Genomic DNA, 16,103 nt, shown 5'->3' with positions numbered 1-16,103 from the left:
GAATCATCGTAAACCAACAAACTCGAACAAGCACGGTAGCCCGGGCGGCCGCTAGTCTTGGTAGATGGACGACTACGCCCAACGCCCGCCCTCTCGTGGTCTGACGAGAGGGCGCTAGGAACTCCGACCCATGAACGCCACCCTGCTCAACATCGTTCTGATCCTGGTTTTCGTGCTCATCGGCGGGGTCTTCGCCGCCGCCGAGATGGCCCTGGTCTCGCTCCGGGAGAGCCAGCTCAAGTCGCTGTCGCACCGCGGCCGGCGCGGCGAGATCGTCGCCAAGGTCGCCGCCAACCCGAACCGGTTCCTGTCCGCCGTCCAGATCGGCGTGACCCTGATGGGCTTCCTGTCCGCCGCCTTCGGTGGCGCGACGCTGGCCGACAGCCTGTCCCCGCACCTGCAGAAGCTCGGCCTGCCCGAGTCGGTCGCAAACACCGTCGCGCTGGTGCTGATCACGATCGCGATCTCGTACGTCTCGATCGTGATCGGTGAGCTCGCCGCCAAACGGCTCGCGCTGCAGCGGGCCGAGACGTTCGCGCTCGGCCTGGCGCCGCTGGTCGACAAGATCGCCTCCGGCGCCCGGCCGGTGATCTGGCTGCTGTCGAAGTCGACCGACCTGGTGGTCCGCGCGCTCGGCGGCGACCCGAACGCGAACCGCGAGGTGATGACCGACGAGGAGCTCCGCGACCTGGTCTCGGCGCACGAGTCGCTCGGCGAGGAGGAGCGCAAGATCGTCGACGACGTCTTCGAGGCCGGCAGCCGGCAGCTGCGCGAGGTGATGCTGCCGCGGACCGAGGTCGATTTCGTCGACGGCGAGATGCCGGCGTACAAGGCGGTCAAGTTCGCTGCCGAGCGGCCGCACTCGCGGTACCCGGTGATGAACGGCTCGGCCGACGACATCGTCGGGTTCGTCCACGTCCGTGACCTGTTCGACCCCGCGGTGGCGACCCGCTCGGTGCGGGTCGGCGACCTGGCCCGCGAAGTACTCATGCTGCCGGACACCGCGAAGCTGCTGCCGACGCTGACCGAGATGCGCCGCCGCAGCACGCATATCGCGATCGTCCTCGACGAGTACGGCGGTACGGCGGGCATCGTCACGCTGGAGGACCTGGTCGAGGAGCTGATCGGCGACATCAAGGACGAGTACGACGAGGAGGCGGCCGAAACCACCCGCCTGGGTGGCGGCGACATCGTCGTCGACGGCCTGCTCAATCTCGACGACTTCGCCGACGCCACCACGATCGAGCTACCCGACGGCCCGTACGAGACCGTCGGCGGTTTCCTCGCCGCCCAGCTCGGGAAGGTCCCGTCAACGGGCGACGAGGTCCGGATCGACTCCCACACGCTGACCGTCACCGAGATGGACGGCCGCCGGGTCGCGCGGGTCCGTCTGCACCGGATCAAACCGGAAGCGGAACAGACCGAGTCTCCAGCACCCGCTGCCGAGCAAGGATGACCAGCCCGCCGACGACGTACCCGAGGCCTTGGAAGACGAGGACCGGGATGATGCCGACGGCGTCGCCGAGGAAGCCGGCCGCGGCGATGCCGATCAGCACCGCGACGCTCTCGGCGGCGCCGACCGCGCCGTAGATGCGGCCGCGGGTGCCGTCGACGGTGAGGTTCTGGAAGACGGTCATCATGCCCGCGATGGTGAGTGCACCGGGCAGCCCGACGACGATCATGCAGACGAACGCCGGGATCACGCTGTCCGACGCCAGCGGGTAGAGGAACAGTGTGGTGTCGATCAGCCCGAAGGCGAGTGCGCCGATACCCCACAACCTCGCCGCCGGCCAGCGCGAGCCGATCGCGGCGGCGACCAGACCGCCGACGATCCCGCCGATCGCTTGGGACGAGACGATCAGGCCGTACACCTGTCCGTCCCCGCCGATCTGGGAGCTGACGAACGGCGCGAACAGCGTGCTCATGATGCCTTCGCCGACGCCGGTGACCATGCAGAACACGAAGAACAGCCGGATCGCCGGGCCGGCGACACACAACCGCAGCCCTTCGGTCCACTCCTCTTTCAGTCGCTTGATCGCGCCGCCCGCGGTCTGCTCCGGGTTCTCGGGTCGCACCTGCCGGTGCCGCATCCGTGCGATCAGCACGACAGCGATCAGGAACGTCGCGGCGTCGCCGAGCGCGAGAAGGGTCAGTCCGCCGGCGGCCGCGAGGACACCGCCGAGTGCTGCGCCGATGAGCCGGGCGAGGTCGCGGATCTGACTGTTCAGCGCGTTCGCCGTGACGAGTTGTTCCTCGTGCACCAGCACCGGGACCAGCGATTGCTCGGCCGGCTGGAAGAACTGCTGCAGACAGCTCTGCGCCAGTACGACGCCGTACACGATCCAGATCGTGCTCGCGTCGTGTACGGCGATCAGCGGCAACAGCACCACCGCGTTGAGGATGTTCGTCACGATCATCGTGGTCCGCCGGTTCCAGCGGTCGACGAAGACGCCGGCCAGCGAACCGAGGACGACGGCCGGCAGGAACGACGCCAGCAGCAGACCGCCAGATGCCAGCGTCGATCCGGTCAGCACGTACACCTGGAACGCGAGCCCGGTCCGCAGCAGCCAGTCGCCGATCAACGAGATCAGGCCGGCGCTCAACATCAGGCGGTAGTCGCGCTGGCGGGCAAGGACGCCCCACAAGTCCTTCATCTGCCTTCTCCGCTCTGGTCTTCGGGGGAGATCGTGACGATCTGGGTGAACGAGACATGCCGGCTGCCCGGCGGACGGGTGGACTTGTCGTCGATCGGCCGCTCGTCCACCCAGCGCTGCAGCAGCGCGTCGACCTGGCCGACGAGCTCGGTCAGCTCCTCGGCGGTCAGGTAGAACCCGCTCTGCCCGATGCCCGAGCTGTCCCGCCAGACCGCGTCCTCGGTCTGCCGTTGCTGCTGCCACTGGCTCAGCCGCTCGAGCGCGCGCTCGGCCAGCAACTGCTCGAGTACGTCGGCCGCCGCGGCGCCTTCCGGAGTCGCGGCCGCATCGCGCCACGACTGCGACGTCGACACCAAACGCCACGGCCGCTCCCGGTTGTCCTTCCCCGGAGCCGGCTCGACGAAGTCGTACTTCGCCAGCTGCCGCAGGTGGTGCGACGCCAGCGCCTGACTGATCCCGAGGTGGCGGGCCGCGTCGGCCGCGGTCATCGGACCCTCCCGCCCCAGCAACGACTGCAGGTCCAGCCGGACCGGATGCGCCATCGCCCGGATCGCCAACGGATCGTTCAGCAACCGGGAACGGCGCGGGTCCTTCTCCAAAGACATGCTTGGAATATGCATCCGGCTGAATCGGATGTCAAGCTGTTGCTTGGAATGTGCTGGTGATCTGCCGCCGTACGATGCGGCATGACCGTTGCAGCATCTGCGCCGTCGTCTGCCTGGGCCCCGCTGCGGCGGCCGGTGTTCCGTGCGCTGTGGCTGGCACAGCTCGGCTCGAACGTCGGCAGTTGGATGCAGTCCGTCGGCGCGCAGTGGACCGTCGTACATCAGCCCAACGCGGCAGCGCTGGCATCGATCGTGCAGGCCGCGAGCCTGCTCCCGGTGCTGTTCGTGTCGCTGCCCGCGGGCGTGCTGGCCGACGTACTCGATCGCCGCCGCCTCATCGCCCTGGCGACGCTGGCGATGGCCGTCGTTGCCGGCGGGCTGGCGATCCTGAGCGCCGAGGGCTTGCTGACCCCGACCGCGCTGATCGCGATCACCTTCGTCCTCGGTGCCTGCCAGGCGCTGACCAGTCCGGCCTGGCAGGCGATCCAACCGGAGTTGGTACCGCGCGAGGAGCTGCCGGAGGCCGCGGCGCTCAACAGCCTCAACGTGAACATCGCCCGAGCGATCGGCCCCGCGCTGGCCGGATTCCTCCTCGGCCTGAGCAGCCCGGCCGTGGTGTTCGCGGTCAACGCCGTGTCGTACCTCGCGATCCTGATCGCGCTCCTGCGCTGGCACCGGACGACCGCGGTCGCCGCGGCCGGCGAGCCGATGCTGCCTGCTCTGCGCGCCGGTCTGCGGTACGTCGCCTATGCGCCCGGCGTACGACGGATCCTGCTGCGCGCGATGCTGTTCGTCCTCCCGGCCTCCGCGTTGTGGGGCCTCCTGCCCGTCGCCGCGGTCCATCGCCTCGGTCTCGGTTCCACCGGGTACGGCGTACTGCTCGCAGCGCTCGGTCTAGGAGCCGTCGGGGGCGCCGTGCTGCTCAAACCGATCCGGACGAAGATCGGCCGCAATACCCTGCTCGGCGGCGCGACCGTTGCCTACGCCATCGGCGTACTCGCCGTCGCTTTGTTGCACAACGCAACAGTCGTCGCGCTGATCCTGATCGTCGCCGGAGCTGGTTGGCTCGGTGCGTTGTCGACGCTCAACACCACGTTGCAGTTGGCGTTGCCGGCCTGGGTTCGTGCGCGGGCGCTGGCTGTTTATCTGATGGTGTTCCTCGGCGGCCAGGGCGTTGGCGCGTTGATCTGGGGTCTGCTGGCCGCCGCCCTCGGAGCCGCGACGACGCTGCTGGTCGCGGGTGTGCTGCTGCTGATCGGTGCCGCCTCGCTCGCGGTCTTCCCGTTGCACGAACGGACGGGGCACCTGGATCGGACCGTGGTCCAGCCGTGGCCGGACCCGGAGGTCGGCATCCTGACCGACGAGGAGCCGGAGATCGATCCGCGGTCAGGTCCGGTGCTGATCGAGGTCTCGTACCACGTGCCGTCGGAGAACGCCGAGCAGTTCAAGACCGTGCTGGCTCGGGTCGGCCTCTCGCGGCAGCGCACCGGCGCGCGGCGCTGGGCGGCGTACCGCGATGTGAGTACGCCGGACCTGTACGTCGAGGTGTTCGAGGTGGCGAGCTGGTCCGAGCACCTTCGCCAGCACAACGAGCGGATCACCGGGCAGGACGCGGACTTGTATCGGCAGGCCGCCGAGCTCGCGCTCGAACCGCCCCGCGCGCGGCACCTGCTGTCGGCCGGTTGATCAGCCGGTCTGCTCGCGGATCCATTCGAGGGCGGGCTCGGCGTGGGTGAGGACGGATACGTGGCCGAGGCCGTCGTGCAGCTCGAGTTCGGCGTTCGGCAGGTTGGCGGCCAGCCACTTCCCGTGCGAGCACGGGATGATGCCGTCGGCGGTGCCGTGGACGAGCAGGGTCGGGGCGGTGATCGTGGTCGGGTCGCAGCCCCAGTCCAGGACATAAGAACAGTCGTCATCGATCACGCCGTCAGGCCCGTTGGGCGTGGCGTTGCTGCCGGCGATGGACCCGAGCCAGCTCCACGGGCCGTCGAACATCGCGATATCGCTCGCGGTGAATTCCGGGTCGTACTCGACGCCTGACGTCTCGTGCCGCACCTTCGCCTCCCGCCCGTCAGCCGCTGCGTGGAGCGAGGCGAGCCCGGACGTGACCATGCCGTCGTACCAGTCGAGGTCCTTGGCGTCGTACGGCGCGATGGCGGCGAGCGTCGTGACGGCCTCGACGCGTTCGCGGAGGATCGCGGCCGAGGCGAGGGCGAACGAGCCGCCGCCGGAGTACCCCATCAGCGCGAACGTGCCGATCCCGAGCGCGTCCAGGACCGTGGTCAGGTCGGCCGCCACCGACGACATCGTCCGGCCCGGGGCCGCGGTCGACCCGCCGTACCCGGGCCGGTCGAACGAGATCCACCGGATACCGAGCCACTCGCCCGCCTCGATCAGCGGCTCCGGCGGGACGCCCAGGTTCGGCGTGCCGTGGTGCCAGACGACGGCGAGGCGCGCGTCGTCACCCGGGGCGCTGTCGTACGCGTGCAGGATCCGCCCGTCGGCCAGGCGCAGGTCGATCTCGTCCATGCCGTTCACGATAAATGTGCGAAATGTCGAGTGCTCCCGATCGTGTCCGACCTCTGCTGCGAAGATCCCCTTCAGATCCCGAAAGGATGCCCGATCATGAAGTACCTGCTGCTGATTCACAGCAACCCGATCACCTGGGGCCACCCGTCGTTCCTCAACACCGAGGAAGGCAAGAAGCTCCCGAAGAAGGCCCGTGACGCCCTCGCCGACCAACTCAACAACCTGCTGACCGAGATCCACGAGTCCGGCGAACTCATCAACGCGGTCCCGCTGGACCCACCGGCCAAGACGCGGGTAGTGCGGGTCCGCGAAGGCGTCCGAGCCACGACGGACGGCCCGTACTCCGAGGCAAAGGAACAACTGGCCGGCGTCTTCCTCATCGACGTCAAAACCCCGGAGAGGGCCGAGGAGATCGCCGCAACAATCCCCGAAGCCGAATTCGTAGCGGTAGAGGTCCGCCCAGTCTCCGTCTTCGACTAGTCACGTACTGCGGCCAGCCCATCGCGGGGCTACGCGCGGCTCCTTCGTCGCCGTGCTCCGCGCCGCACCCGCCCACCCCCGGGCTTATCGCCCGGAGTGACCTTTCCGGCTGTCGCCGGGACCTTCCGGCTATCGCCGGGGGTGGCGGGCTGCCGCCCGCGGTCCGCTCGCTGCCGCTCGCGGGTGACAACTAGGTGCTGCCCGCTCGATAGCTGACTGCGGTGGGGCGGGCGGGTGGGTCAGCCCATCGCGGTGCTACGCGCGGCTCCTTCGTCGCCGTGCTCCGCGCCGCCCCACCCACCCCCGGGCTTATCGCCCGGAATATCCTTTCCGGCTGCCGCCGGGGGTGGCGGGCTGCCGCCCGCGGTCCGCTCGCTGGCGCTCGCGGGTGACTACAAGGCGGGTGCCGCTCAATCGCCGACTGTCGGCGGGCGGACCGTGGGCGGCGGACCGCGGTGGGGCGGACCGGGCTGGTCCGGTCCGGCTGGTCCGGCTGGTCCGAGCTGGGCTGGTCCGACCTGGGTCAGGACTGGTCCGGGTGGTCCGAGCTGGGCTGGGGTGGAGCGGGGTGGACCGTGTGGGTGGAACTGGTGGGCGGACCGGGTGAGGCGGACTCCGGGCTTGAGGCCCGGGGGCCGTGGTCCGGTCGACTGCGATGGGGTGGAATGCGGCCGCCGCACCCGGCAGCACATCCGCGCAGATGATCCGCAGCACGACCCACCACGCTGCGGTCGACCGCGAGATAGAGCGCACGGTCCGGCGATAGCCGGAAGGGATGCTCCGGGCGATGAGCCCGGGGGTGGGTGGGGCGGCGCGTAGCACGGCGACGAAGGAGCCGCGCGTAGCCCGCGATGGGCTGTCCTCCGCGCGCGTCACCGCGATGGGCTGTCCCCCGCGCACATCACCGCGAGGGCTGCCCCCCGCGGGTTAGCTGCTGACCAGCCGTTGGTGGTTTTCGTGGGTGGCGAGGGTGGGGTCGAGGGCGCCGAGAGCCAGCCAGGTCGCTCCGCCTACGCCGTCGCGGGCGGTCAGGACCTCGCCGGCGAAGTGTTGGCGGATGAGTTGGCCGACCGGAGATGATTCGCCGGCGACGCTGCCCGCGAGGACCATCGGGCCGCCGTCTGAGGTCGTCTTCAACCGGGCGACCGTCTCTGTGAGCAACTCGGCTGCGCGTTTCACCAGGGAGCGCGCGGTTTCGTCGTCCTGGGCGTACGCCGCGATGACGGCCGGTGCCAACTCGGCGAGCATGACTGGTGGCCGGCTGTTGACCGTCCTGACCAGGTCGTCACGTAGTGCGTCGTATCCTTCACGTTGTGCAGCCGACTCTCGGTCCCAATCAGGCAGGACTGTCTGCACAACTGTCTGCTCGAGCAGCCCAAGAGGCTCGCGAAGATCGAGAGCTTGCAGCACGCTGCGCACAGCCTCGCGGCCGAGCCAGAACCCCGACCCCTCGTCACCCAGCAGCCAGCCGTGCCCGCCGACGGTCCGGACGAGCTGGTGGTCGCGGACCAGTCCGACGTTGCTGCCGGTACCTGCGATCAGCACGATTCCGCCCGGCTGCGGCGTACCTGATGCGAAAGCGACCTCGAGATCGCCGATGTAGTCAGGTGCCACGGTGAGCCCCGCGCCGGTCCAGGCCTCGTCGAACCGGGCTGCCACGTCGGGCCGCCCGAGCGCGGAGCCGCCGGCCATGCCGACCACGGCGGCTTTGACGTCGGACGGATCCAGACCGGCGAGGGCGGTGTGAAGTGCCTGACCGAAGTTGGCCGCCGCGCTTGCCGGATGACTCGTCGGGTTTCCGCCCGCGGCGGCGCCGCGACCGACTACCTTGCCTTGGGAGTCGGCGATCACGATCCGGGTGGAGGTACCGCCCAGATCGCCGCCCAGGACCAGCGGCCCGGCCGGCATCCAGGCCGCTGGATCGGCAGATCGGTCGGCAAGTCGGTCGGCAGGTGGGGCGGACGGGTCCGGCAGGGGACGTTCGACCGACATACGCAATGCTCCAAACTGCTCAAAGAGCCTATTTACAAGCACAAGGGAACAAGGTCACGCAACGGTCCCGATCTGGGGAGATCACACGGAAATGATGGGCCTTGACTTTAACTGCCAGTTGAGAAAAGTTCTGTCCAGCAAACCGCAAACTTGCGCACTTGTCGGCACCAGGAGTGTCGCTGCGAGCAGATTAGTCGAGGGGTGGGCCGCTCATGGCCAGCAGTAAGCACGGGGGATCCGGCGAGACGAGCGGCGTCAGCGCGCAGTCTTATGTCAACACTCTGACTCCGATCCTGGCCGCCGTGACCGAGCAGATCGACGGCCCGATCCAGCAGGCCGCCGACCTGATGACCGAGTCGCTGCGCGCCGACGGGGTGATCCAGGCGTTCGGCTCCGGGCACTCCGAGGCGCTCGCGATGGAGATCGCCGGTCGCGCCGGCGGCCTGATCGCGACCAACCGGATCGCGCTCCGCGACCTGGTCCTGCTCGGCGGCGAACCGCCGGAGCTGTTGCGCAGCGCGGAGCTCGAGCGCGACCCGAAGTACTCCCGCAAGCTCTACGAGCTGTCGGCGGCGCGGCCGGGCGACGTGTTCGTGATCGCTTCGAACTCCGGTGTCAACGGCTCGATCGTCGAGCTCGCGACCGTCGCGAAGGAGCACGGCCACCCGCTGATCGCGATCACCTCGCTGCAGCACACCAACGGGATGGACTCCCGGCACCCGTCCGGCAAGAAGCTGATCGACTTCGCGGACGTGGTGCTCGACAACAACGCGCCGTACGGCGACTCCGTGCTCGACCTGCCCGATGGTGGCGGCAAGGTCTGCGCGGTCTCGTCGATCACGGCCGCGCTGATCGCGCAGATGATGGTTGCCGAGGTGCTCCGCCGGATGACCGACGCCGGCGAGACCCCGCCGGTCTACCTGTCGGCGAACATCCCCGGCGGCGACGAGCACAACCACGCGCTCGAAGCGAAGTACGCGGGCCGCATCCGGCGTACCGCCTGAGAGCCACCCCGAGGTAATAGCCTGCCGAGGTGCTGAAACGGCGGACACTGCTCCAGGGGGCACTGGCCGGCGCGGTCCTGAGCGGATGCTCATCGGCCCCGCCGGCCAAGACCGTCTCCCCGCAGAACCCGTTCGACGTCGACGCGAACGCTCCGCTCGACGTCGTGACCAGCGAGGAGTACGGCGGGTTCGCCGCGGCCGCGTACCGGAAGAAGTATGCGAGCGCCGCCGTTACGCCGAAGGTGACGCCGCAGCTGTCGGATGCCCTGCTGCCGCGGTTCGCCGCAGGCAACCCGCCTGACGTGGTGCTCAGCACCGGCGACCAGGAGCTCGAGCTCGGCCGGCTGGTGAAGGACGGCCAGGTCGCCGACCTGCAGCAGTTGCTGGACGCGCCGTCCTGGGACAACCAGGCCGCGAAGGTCAAGGACCAGCTGCTGTCGGAGCTGCTCGACATCGGCCGGTACGACGGGACCCAGCGCGCTCTCAACTACGTCGCAACCGTCTACGGGCTGTGGTATTCGGCCAACCTCTTCCAGGCCAACGACTGGGAGGTCCCGCACACCTGGCCGGATTTACTTGCCCTCGGCACCGATATGAAGGCGGCCGGTCTCGGCCCGTTCATTTACGCGGGCGCGCATCCGTACTACGTCCTCGAGCTGGTACTCACGCTGGCCGCCAAGACCGGCGGAGCGGATGTGCTGAAGCGGATCGACAACCTCGACGACGGGGCCTGGAAGGACGAGAGCGTCACCCGGGCGATCGCTGCGGTCGGCGAGCTGACCAAGCGCGGCCTGATCGCCGCCGGGAGTGCGCAGTACGACCACATCGGGTCGCAGAAGCGCTTCCTCGCCTCGAAGGCCGGGATGCTGCCGTGCGGGAACTGGCTCGAGAACGAGATGAAAGGCCTGATCCCGCAGCGGTTCGGGCTGACGATGTTCGCCGTACCGCCGCTGGACGCGTCGCCCGCGCTGGCGAGCGGGCTGCATGTCGCGGCGACCGCGCCGTTCCTGGTGCCGGAGAAGGCGAAGAACAAGGCCGGCGGGCTCGAGTACCTGCGGGCGTTGCTGTCCCAGGACGTTGCGGCGCAGGTGAGCTCGGAGTCCAACCAGCTCACGATCGTCCGCGGCGCGGCCGACGGCCTGGAGATGGGTACGGCGCTCCGCTCGGCCCGCGACCTGCTGACCGCGGCCGGTGACCAGGTCATCACCTGGTACTTCGACAGCTGGTACCCGGACTTCGCGAACGTTGCCGCCGCGGCCACCGGTCAGTTCCTGGCCGGCGGACTGCAGCAGTCCGAGTGGACCGCCCGGATCCAGGCCGCCGCGGACAAGGTCAAGCAGGACAACGCGGTCACGAAGTACCACCGGGACTGATATTCCTATCGCCGTCGGGCGCTGCTCGCCGTACTCTCTTGCTGAGGAGTGGCGACATGGCATGGCTCGGAGCAGCGGTTCTGTTCTTGATGCTCTGCGGCCTGCTCAGCCTCCTGCTCCCGAGCCCGCCGCCGACCCGTTGGCGGCGTCGGGTCCAGGGTCTGACGGCGTGGGCGCACGGCCGTTTCCGCCGTCGTCCGGTCCCGCTGCCGGACCCGTTCGACACGCTCCGGCTGCAGACCAGGCTCGGGACGTTGTCGACCAAGATCCGCCGGGTGGAGGCCACGCCCCACGTGTACGCGAAGGCCCATCGCCTGATGGCGCTCGAGGCGGCGTACGACGACCTCCTGGACGAAGCCTGCCGCCTGGCCGGCGTCCCCGACCCCGACGCCAAACAACCCGAAGAGAAACGCTGGCAGGAAGAGCAGGAACTGGCTTCCCGTGGCTGGTCCTGGTAGCCGAGTACTCATAGTGCTGGTCGTATGACCGGGACAGACCCGCCCGGGTGATGACCTGACCAGGGACGCTGGCAGAATCGGGCGTATGTCCCAAGCTGCGTCTGACCCCTCCGCAGCCGGTTCCCAGCGGCGCCCTCGGGTGCTTTCCGGGATCCAGCCGACGGCGGACTCCTTCCACTTCGGCAACTACCTCGGCGCGGTGCGGCAGTGGGTGGCCCTGCAGGACGACCACGAGGCGTTCTACTGCGTCGTCGACCTGCACGCGATCACCGTGGAGTACGAGCCGAAGGCGCTCCGCGACCGCACCCGCCGGTCCGCCGCGCAGCTGCTCGCGGCCGGGATCGACCCGGAGCGGTCCACGCTGTTCGTCCAGTCGCACGTGCCGGAGCACGCCCAGCTGGCCTGGGTGCTGGGTTGTCTGACCGGGTTCGGCGAGGCCAGCCGGATGACGCAGTTCAAGGACAAGTCCGCCAAGGGCGGGGCCGACCGCGCCACCGTCGGCCTGTTCACGTACCCGATCCTGCAGGCCGCGGACATCCTGATCTACCAGGCCGACCGCGTCCCGGTCGGTGAGGACCAGCGCCAGCACCTCGAGCTGACCCGCGATCTCGCCCAGCGGTTCAACCACCGCTTCGGCAAGACCTTCCGGCTGCCCGAGCCGTACATCGTCAAGGAGACCGCGAAGATCTCCGACCTGCAGGACCCGTCCGCCAAGATGAGCAAGTCCAGTTCGTCCCCGGCCGGCATCATCGACCTGCTCGACGACCCGAAGGTCAGCGCGAAGAAGATCCGCTCCGCGGTCACCGACTCCGGCCGCGACGTCATCTTCGACCAGGAGAACAAGCCCGGCGTCGCGAACCTGCTGACGATCTACTCGGCGCTCACCGGCCGCAAGATCAGCGAGCTCGAGGACGAGTACGCCGGTCGCGGGTACGGCGACTTCAAGAAGGACCTGGCCGAGGTCGTCGTGGAGTTCGTCACGCCGTTCCGGGAGAAGACGCTCGGGTACCTCGACGACAAGGCCCAGCTGGACGCGATCCTGGCCGCCGGCGCCGAGCGGGCCCGCGCGGTCACCGAGCCGACCCTGGCCCGGGTCTACGACCGCCTCGGTTTCGTCCCCGGCCCTGCGCAGGGCCGGTAGGGCCGCCCGTGACGACGACGATCGGTGTCGCGATTCCGATTGCGGAGCCGTACGGGTCGGAGCTGCAGAAGTTCCGGGCCGAGTTCGGTGATCCGATGGCCGCGTCGATCCCGACCCACGTCACGCTGCTGCCGCCGACCGAGATCGAGGCGACCGACCTGGACGTGATCGACGAGCACCTGCTCGCGGTCGCGGCCCGGTTCCCCCGGTTCCGGATCCGGCTGCGCGGTACGGCGACGTTCCGGCCGATCTCGCCGGTGGTGTTCGTGCCGCTGGCCGAGGGCATCTCGTCCTGCGAAGTACTGCAGTCGCAGGTGCGGTCCGGTCCGCTGCAGGTCGACCTGCGGTTCCCGTACCACCCGCACGTCACGGTCGCGCACGACCTCGACAAGGACGCCCTCGACCGCGCGTACGACGCCCTCTCGGAGTACGACTGCGCCTTCGACGTCGAGTACTTCAGCCGTTACGAACACGGCGCCGACGGCGTGTGGCGGCCGCAGCGGTCCTTCCCCCTGGCAGGCTGAGCCCGGCACTCTCGGGTACAGGAGTCTCATGGGGACGATCAAGCGCGTCTGGGCACGATTCAGCAGGACACAGCTGTGGCGAGCCTGGAAGCGGTACGGCGACCAGCGGGGTAACCGGCTGGCCGGTGCGACCAGCTTCTTCGGGTTCCTGTCGCTGTTCCCGCTGATCGTGCTGGCGGCGGCGATCATCGGCCCGCTGCTCGGCGACGACGCGATCGAGACGCTGAAGAAGTCCCTGGAGCAGAACCTGCCGGGGATCGGCAACAACATCGATATCGACGCTCTGATCACCCACGCCGGCACGATCGGGCTGATCTCCGGTATCGGTCTGCTGCTCACGGGCCTGGGCTGGATCGATGCCATGCGGGCGTCGATCCGGCTGATGCACGAGCTCGACGACCAGCCGGGGAACGCGGTCCAGCAGAAGCTCACCGACCTCGGCGCGCTGGTCGGTCTCGGGCTGATGGGTCTGATCGCGACCGGCGCCTCGTCCGTCCTGACCGGTTTGTCCCGGCGGATCGTCGACGCGAGCAACCTGGACGGGACCTGGCTGGCGACGTGGGGTCTGCAGCTGATCAGCATCGTCGTCGGCATCGGCGCCGGAGCGCTGCTGTTCGGGTACCTGATGACGGCCCTGCCGCGGATCGCGATGCCGCCGAAGGTGCTGCTGATCGCGGCGCTCGCCGGCGGCATCGTGTTCTACCTGGCGCAGCGGCTCGGCAACCTCTACGTCAGCCACGTGATCGGCGCGAACGCGGCGTACGGCGCTCTGGCGTTGCCGCTGGCGCTCTTGGTGTGGATCTACCTGATGACGCGGGTGATCATGCTGGTCGCGGCGTGGACGAAGGAGGCGACCGTCAAGCCGGAGGTCGTCGCTGAGCCCTCGGAGCCGGTCGAAGAAGCTGAGCCGTTGCTGCTCGGCCCGCCCGGTAAGCGGTACAAGGTCGTCCCGATCCCCGAGCGCAGGGCGGACACGGTCGCGGTCGCCGCCGGCGCAGTGTTGGGCGCGACGCTCACCACGTTGGCCGTCCAAGCTGTGCGGGCGGTCCGGTCAGTCCGTCGTTAGTGGCGGCGTCGGCGGAGCGTGCGCGGGCGGCGCAGGAACAGGCCGAGGAGCAGTACGGGCGGTCCGGCGTACGCCCAGACGGGGACGCGGAACGCGAGGGACTGCATAGCCTGGCCCGGGCTCAGGACGGTGCGGCTGCGGGCGGGGCGCGGCGAACCGGCGGTCGGCTTGTCGGCGGGTTTGCCCTGCGTCGTGGTCTTCGGCGGCGCCTCCGCCTTCACCAGCGTGCCGACCGGCCTGAGCTTGCTGTAATTGCTGAACGTCCAGGTCAGTAGGTTGCTGGCGTCCTCGGTGATGCCGTGCGGCGCGTTCATCATCGTCACGACCAGCGTGTGGCCGTTCCGGCGAGCCGCGCCGACGAACGTGTTGCGGGCCAGCGTGGTGTAGCCGGTTTTGATGCCGAGCGCGCCGTCGTAGTTGAACAGCAGCTTGTTCTGGTTCGCGACCTGGTACGTGCCCTTGTTGCCCGCGTTCGGGAAGTTCGTGAACTTGGTCGAGGCGTACTTCGCGAAGTCCTGGCGCTGGAGCCCCGCCTGCGCGAACAGGGCCAGGTCGTACGCGCTGGAGTACTGCCCGTCGGCGTCGAGACCGGTCGGGTCGGTCACGTGGGTGTCGAGCGCGCCGATCTCCTTGGCCTTCGTGTTCATCCGCTGGATGGTCGCGGGGATGCCGCCCTGGTCGTGGGCGCAGAGGGCATGGACGGCGTCGTTCCCGGAGGCCAGGAACATTCCCTGGAAGAGCAGGTCGACGGTGTAGTGCAGGCCGGGGTACACACCGACCTTGCTGCCGATGATCCCGGCGTCGGCGTCCGAACCGATCACCGGGTCGGTCTTCTTCAGCCGCGGCAGCAGGACGAGCGCGGTCAGCGTCTTGAGCGTGCTGGCCGGGCGGAGCTTCGCGTGCGGAGCCTTCGCCGCCAGGACCTGACCAGTGTCCAGGTCGGCCACGACGTACGCCGATGCCTGCACCGCCGGCGGTGCCGCCCCGTCGGCGACGACCGTCGGCTTCGCGGTCAGCAGGTCGCCGCCGACCGGGCCTTGTGGGCCCTGGCCGGCGGCGGTCGCTGTCAGCGGGCCGGCGGCCACCAGTGCGGTGGTCGCGCAGGCCGTCAGAAGCAAACGCATCGCGGGCACTCTAGTTGCCCGACGGTGCAGATGTCACAGTCGGGTCTCATGCCCGATAAGCAGTCCACATGTTGCTCATCCGGGTTGACTGGCCCGGCGTGAACTGGTTGTAGCAGGAGTCGTACGAGTAATCCATGTAGTTGTGGATCGGGTCCACACCGGGCAGCGAGCAGGAATCCCGGCCGGTCGGGCAGCCGCTCGAGGCGCTGCTCTGGGCGGGCGTGTCGGACACCGAGTCGTTCGTGCTCGTGCAGCCGCCCTGGAACGTGTGGTACAGCCCGAACCAGTGGCCGGCCTCGTGGGACGCGGTCTTGCCGAGGTTGAAGTTGGTCGCCGAGCCGCCGGGCAGCGAGCTGTACTGGACCCGGATGCCGTCGATCGACGGGTTGCCGGCGTAGTCCCACGGGAACGTTGCGATCCCGAGGTACGAGAAGTCGACCAGCCAGATGTTCAGGGCGTTCTTACCACCCTTGCGCGTTTGTGAGCGGTAGGTCGTGCTCTGGCCGTCGCGGTGCCAGGTGTTGTTCTTGAAGCGGTCGGTGCCGGCCAGGTAGAACGTGAAGCCGGTGTTCGCCGCCTGCGACGACTCCTGACCCGCGTAGTCCTGGTTCAGTTCGGCAATCTGCTGGTTGATCTGGGTCGCGGTGACATCACCGGCGCCGGAGGTGCTCAGCATCACGTGCACGTACACCGGAACGCTGGCCGCAGCCAGTTTGCCGGCCTTCGGCGCGAGTCCCCGCGCCTGCTTGGCCTTCAGGATCGCCGCCGTCCTGGCGTCGATGGCCTTCTGCTCCGCCGCCGAGAGTTCCCGGTGGTCAGCACCGAAGCCACCACGCGCGGCGGCCCCGTCTTCCGGCGTGAAACACGCCGGGTTCCCGGTCTGGTCGACAGGCAACTGAGCAGTCGCCTGACCCCCGAGCGGGCTGAAAGCAAGCGCCGTACCGGCCAACAGAACGGCCAAGGCGCGCGGACGAGTAACGAAAGATCGCATAGCGGTCCTCCAGAATCGGGCCGCTTGGGCGGTGCGGCCGAATCCGGCGATTTTCCCCACCATCCCGCCAAGTGCCAACCCATTCACTGTCCGCCCAGTGCCACGGCACCGCATTGACAGTTCCGGCTAGGCTTGAGTCAATGGACTGGAGATAGACCAATA

15 protein-coding genes are annotated in these 16,103 nt (G+C 68.9%); 9 read left to right on the top strand and 6 right to left on the bottom strand.

The window, feature by feature from the left end; all coding sequences use genetic code 11:
- Positions 1-130 precede the first annotated feature (130 nt).
- Positions 131-1,456, top strand: coding sequence for a hemolysin family protein (locus ACFWUU_RS09675; protein WP_380174212.1), 1,326 nt, complete (start codon positions 131-133; stop codon positions 1,454-1,456).
- Here the strand turns inward: ACFWUU_RS09675 and ACFWUU_RS09670 are convergent.
- Both ACFWUU_RS09670 and ACFWUU_RS09665 read right to left on the bottom strand, forming a co-directional pair.
- On the bottom strand, positions 1,401-2,654 hold the full coding sequence (locus ACFWUU_RS09670) for an MFS transporter (protein WP_380174210.1): 1,254 nt from the start codon (positions 2,652-2,654) through the stop codon (positions 1,401-1,403). The genes ACFWUU_RS09675 and ACFWUU_RS09670 overlap by 56 nt on opposite strands.
- Positions 2,651-3,259: an ArsR/SmtB family transcription factor gene (locus ACFWUU_RS09665; protein ID WP_380174208.1), complete on the bottom strand. Its 609-nt coding sequence runs from the start codon at positions 3,257-3,259 to the stop codon at positions 2,651-2,653. The genes ACFWUU_RS09670 and ACFWUU_RS09665 overlap by 4 nt, the downstream gene beginning before the upstream one ends.
- Before the next feature lie 81 nt (positions 3,260-3,340).
- Between ACFWUU_RS09665 and ACFWUU_RS09660 the strand changes: the two genes are divergently transcribed.
- On the top strand, positions 3,341-4,945 hold the full coding sequence (locus ACFWUU_RS09660; protein ID WP_380174206.1) for an MFS transporter: 1,605 nt from the start codon (positions 3,341-3,343) through the stop codon (positions 4,943-4,945).
- On the opposite strand, the gene ACFWUU_RS09655 is transcribed toward ACFWUU_RS09660, so the two are convergent.
- Positions 4,946-5,788, bottom strand: a complete 843-nt coding sequence (locus ACFWUU_RS09655) for an alpha/beta fold hydrolase (RefSeq protein ID WP_380174204.1) — start codon at positions 5,786-5,788, stop codon at positions 4,946-4,948.
- A gap of 96 nt (positions 5,789-5,884) precedes the next feature.
- Here ACFWUU_RS09655 and ACFWUU_RS09650 point away from each other — a divergent pair, with 96 nt between their 5' ends.
- Entirely contained in the window at positions 5,885-6,268 is a 384-nt protein-coding gene (locus ACFWUU_RS09650; protein ID WP_137252769.1) for a YciI family protein, read from the top strand.
- A 927-nt stretch (positions 6,269-7,195) separates the two neighbouring features.
- Here ACFWUU_RS09650 and ACFWUU_RS09645 read toward each other — a convergent pair.
- On the bottom strand, positions 7,196-8,260 hold the full coding sequence (locus tag ACFWUU_RS09645; protein ID WP_380174202.1) for an N-acetylglucosamine kinase: 1,065 nt from the start codon (positions 8,258-8,260) through the stop codon (positions 7,196-7,198).
- A gap of 212 nt (positions 8,261-8,472) precedes the next feature.
- Here ACFWUU_RS09645 and ACFWUU_RS09640 point away from each other — a divergent pair, with 212 nt between their 5' ends.
- The 6 genes from ACFWUU_RS09640 (at position 8,473) to ACFWUU_RS09615 (ending at position 13,826) form a co-directional block, all read left to right on the top strand.
- Positions 8,473-9,264 (top strand): sugar isomerase domain-containing protein, encoded by a 792-nt coding sequence (locus ACFWUU_RS09640; RefSeq protein ID WP_137252770.1) that lies wholly within the window; start codon positions 8,473-8,475, stop codon positions 9,262-9,264.
- A 29-nt stretch (positions 9,265-9,293) separates the two neighbouring features.
- Positions 9,294-10,637 (top strand): N-acetylglucosamine/diacetylchitobiose ABC transporter substrate-binding protein, encoded by a 1,344-nt coding sequence (gene ngcE / locus ACFWUU_RS09635; RefSeq protein ID WP_380174200.1) that lies wholly within the window; start codon positions 9,294-9,296, stop codon positions 10,635-10,637.
- A gap of 56 nt (positions 10,638-10,693) precedes the next feature.
- Positions 10,694-11,095, top strand: a complete 402-nt coding sequence (locus ACFWUU_RS09630) for a hypothetical protein (RefSeq protein ID WP_380174199.1) — start codon at positions 10,694-10,696, stop codon at positions 11,093-11,095.
- Positions 11,096-11,180: 85 nt separating this feature from the next.
- Positions 11,181-12,236 (top strand): tryptophan--tRNA ligase, encoded by a 1,056-nt coding sequence (gene trpS, locus ACFWUU_RS09625; protein ID WP_137252772.1) that lies wholly within the window; start codon positions 11,181-11,183, stop codon positions 12,234-12,236.
- A gap of 8 nt (positions 12,237-12,244) precedes the next feature.
- Positions 12,245-12,760: a 2'-5' RNA ligase family protein gene (locus tag ACFWUU_RS09620; RefSeq protein ID WP_380174197.1), complete on the top strand. Its 516-nt coding sequence runs from the start codon at positions 12,245-12,247 to the stop codon at positions 12,758-12,760.
- Between the two features lie 28 nt (positions 12,761-12,788).
- On the top strand, positions 12,789-13,826 hold the full coding sequence (locus ACFWUU_RS09615; RefSeq protein WP_137252774.1) for a YihY/virulence factor BrkB family protein: 1,038 nt from the start codon (positions 12,789-12,791) through the stop codon (positions 13,824-13,826).
- Here ACFWUU_RS09615 and ACFWUU_RS09610 read toward each other — a convergent pair.
- Positions 13,823-14,950, bottom strand: a complete 1,128-nt coding sequence (locus tag ACFWUU_RS09610) for a D-alanyl-D-alanine carboxypeptidase family protein (RefSeq protein ID WP_380174195.1) — start codon at positions 14,948-14,950, stop codon at positions 13,823-13,825. The two genes, ACFWUU_RS09615 and ACFWUU_RS09610, sit on opposite strands and share 4 nt — an antisense overlap.
- Positions 14,951-14,996: 46 nt before the next feature.
- Positions 14,997-15,941, bottom strand: coding sequence for a zinc metalloprotease (locus ACFWUU_RS09605; RefSeq protein WP_380174193.1), 945 nt, complete (start codon positions 15,939-15,941; stop codon positions 14,997-14,999).
- Positions 15,942-16,103 lie beyond the last annotated feature (162 nt).

It is taken from the genome of Kribbella sp. NPDC058693, assembly GCF_042715335.1.
GTDB lineage: Bacteria > Actinomycetota > Actinomycetes > Propionibacteriales > Kribbellaceae > Kribbella > Kribbella jiaozuonensis.
The sequence above is the reverse complement of the archived record's forward strand: the minus strand, read 5'-3'. Positions and strand labels throughout refer to the sequence as shown.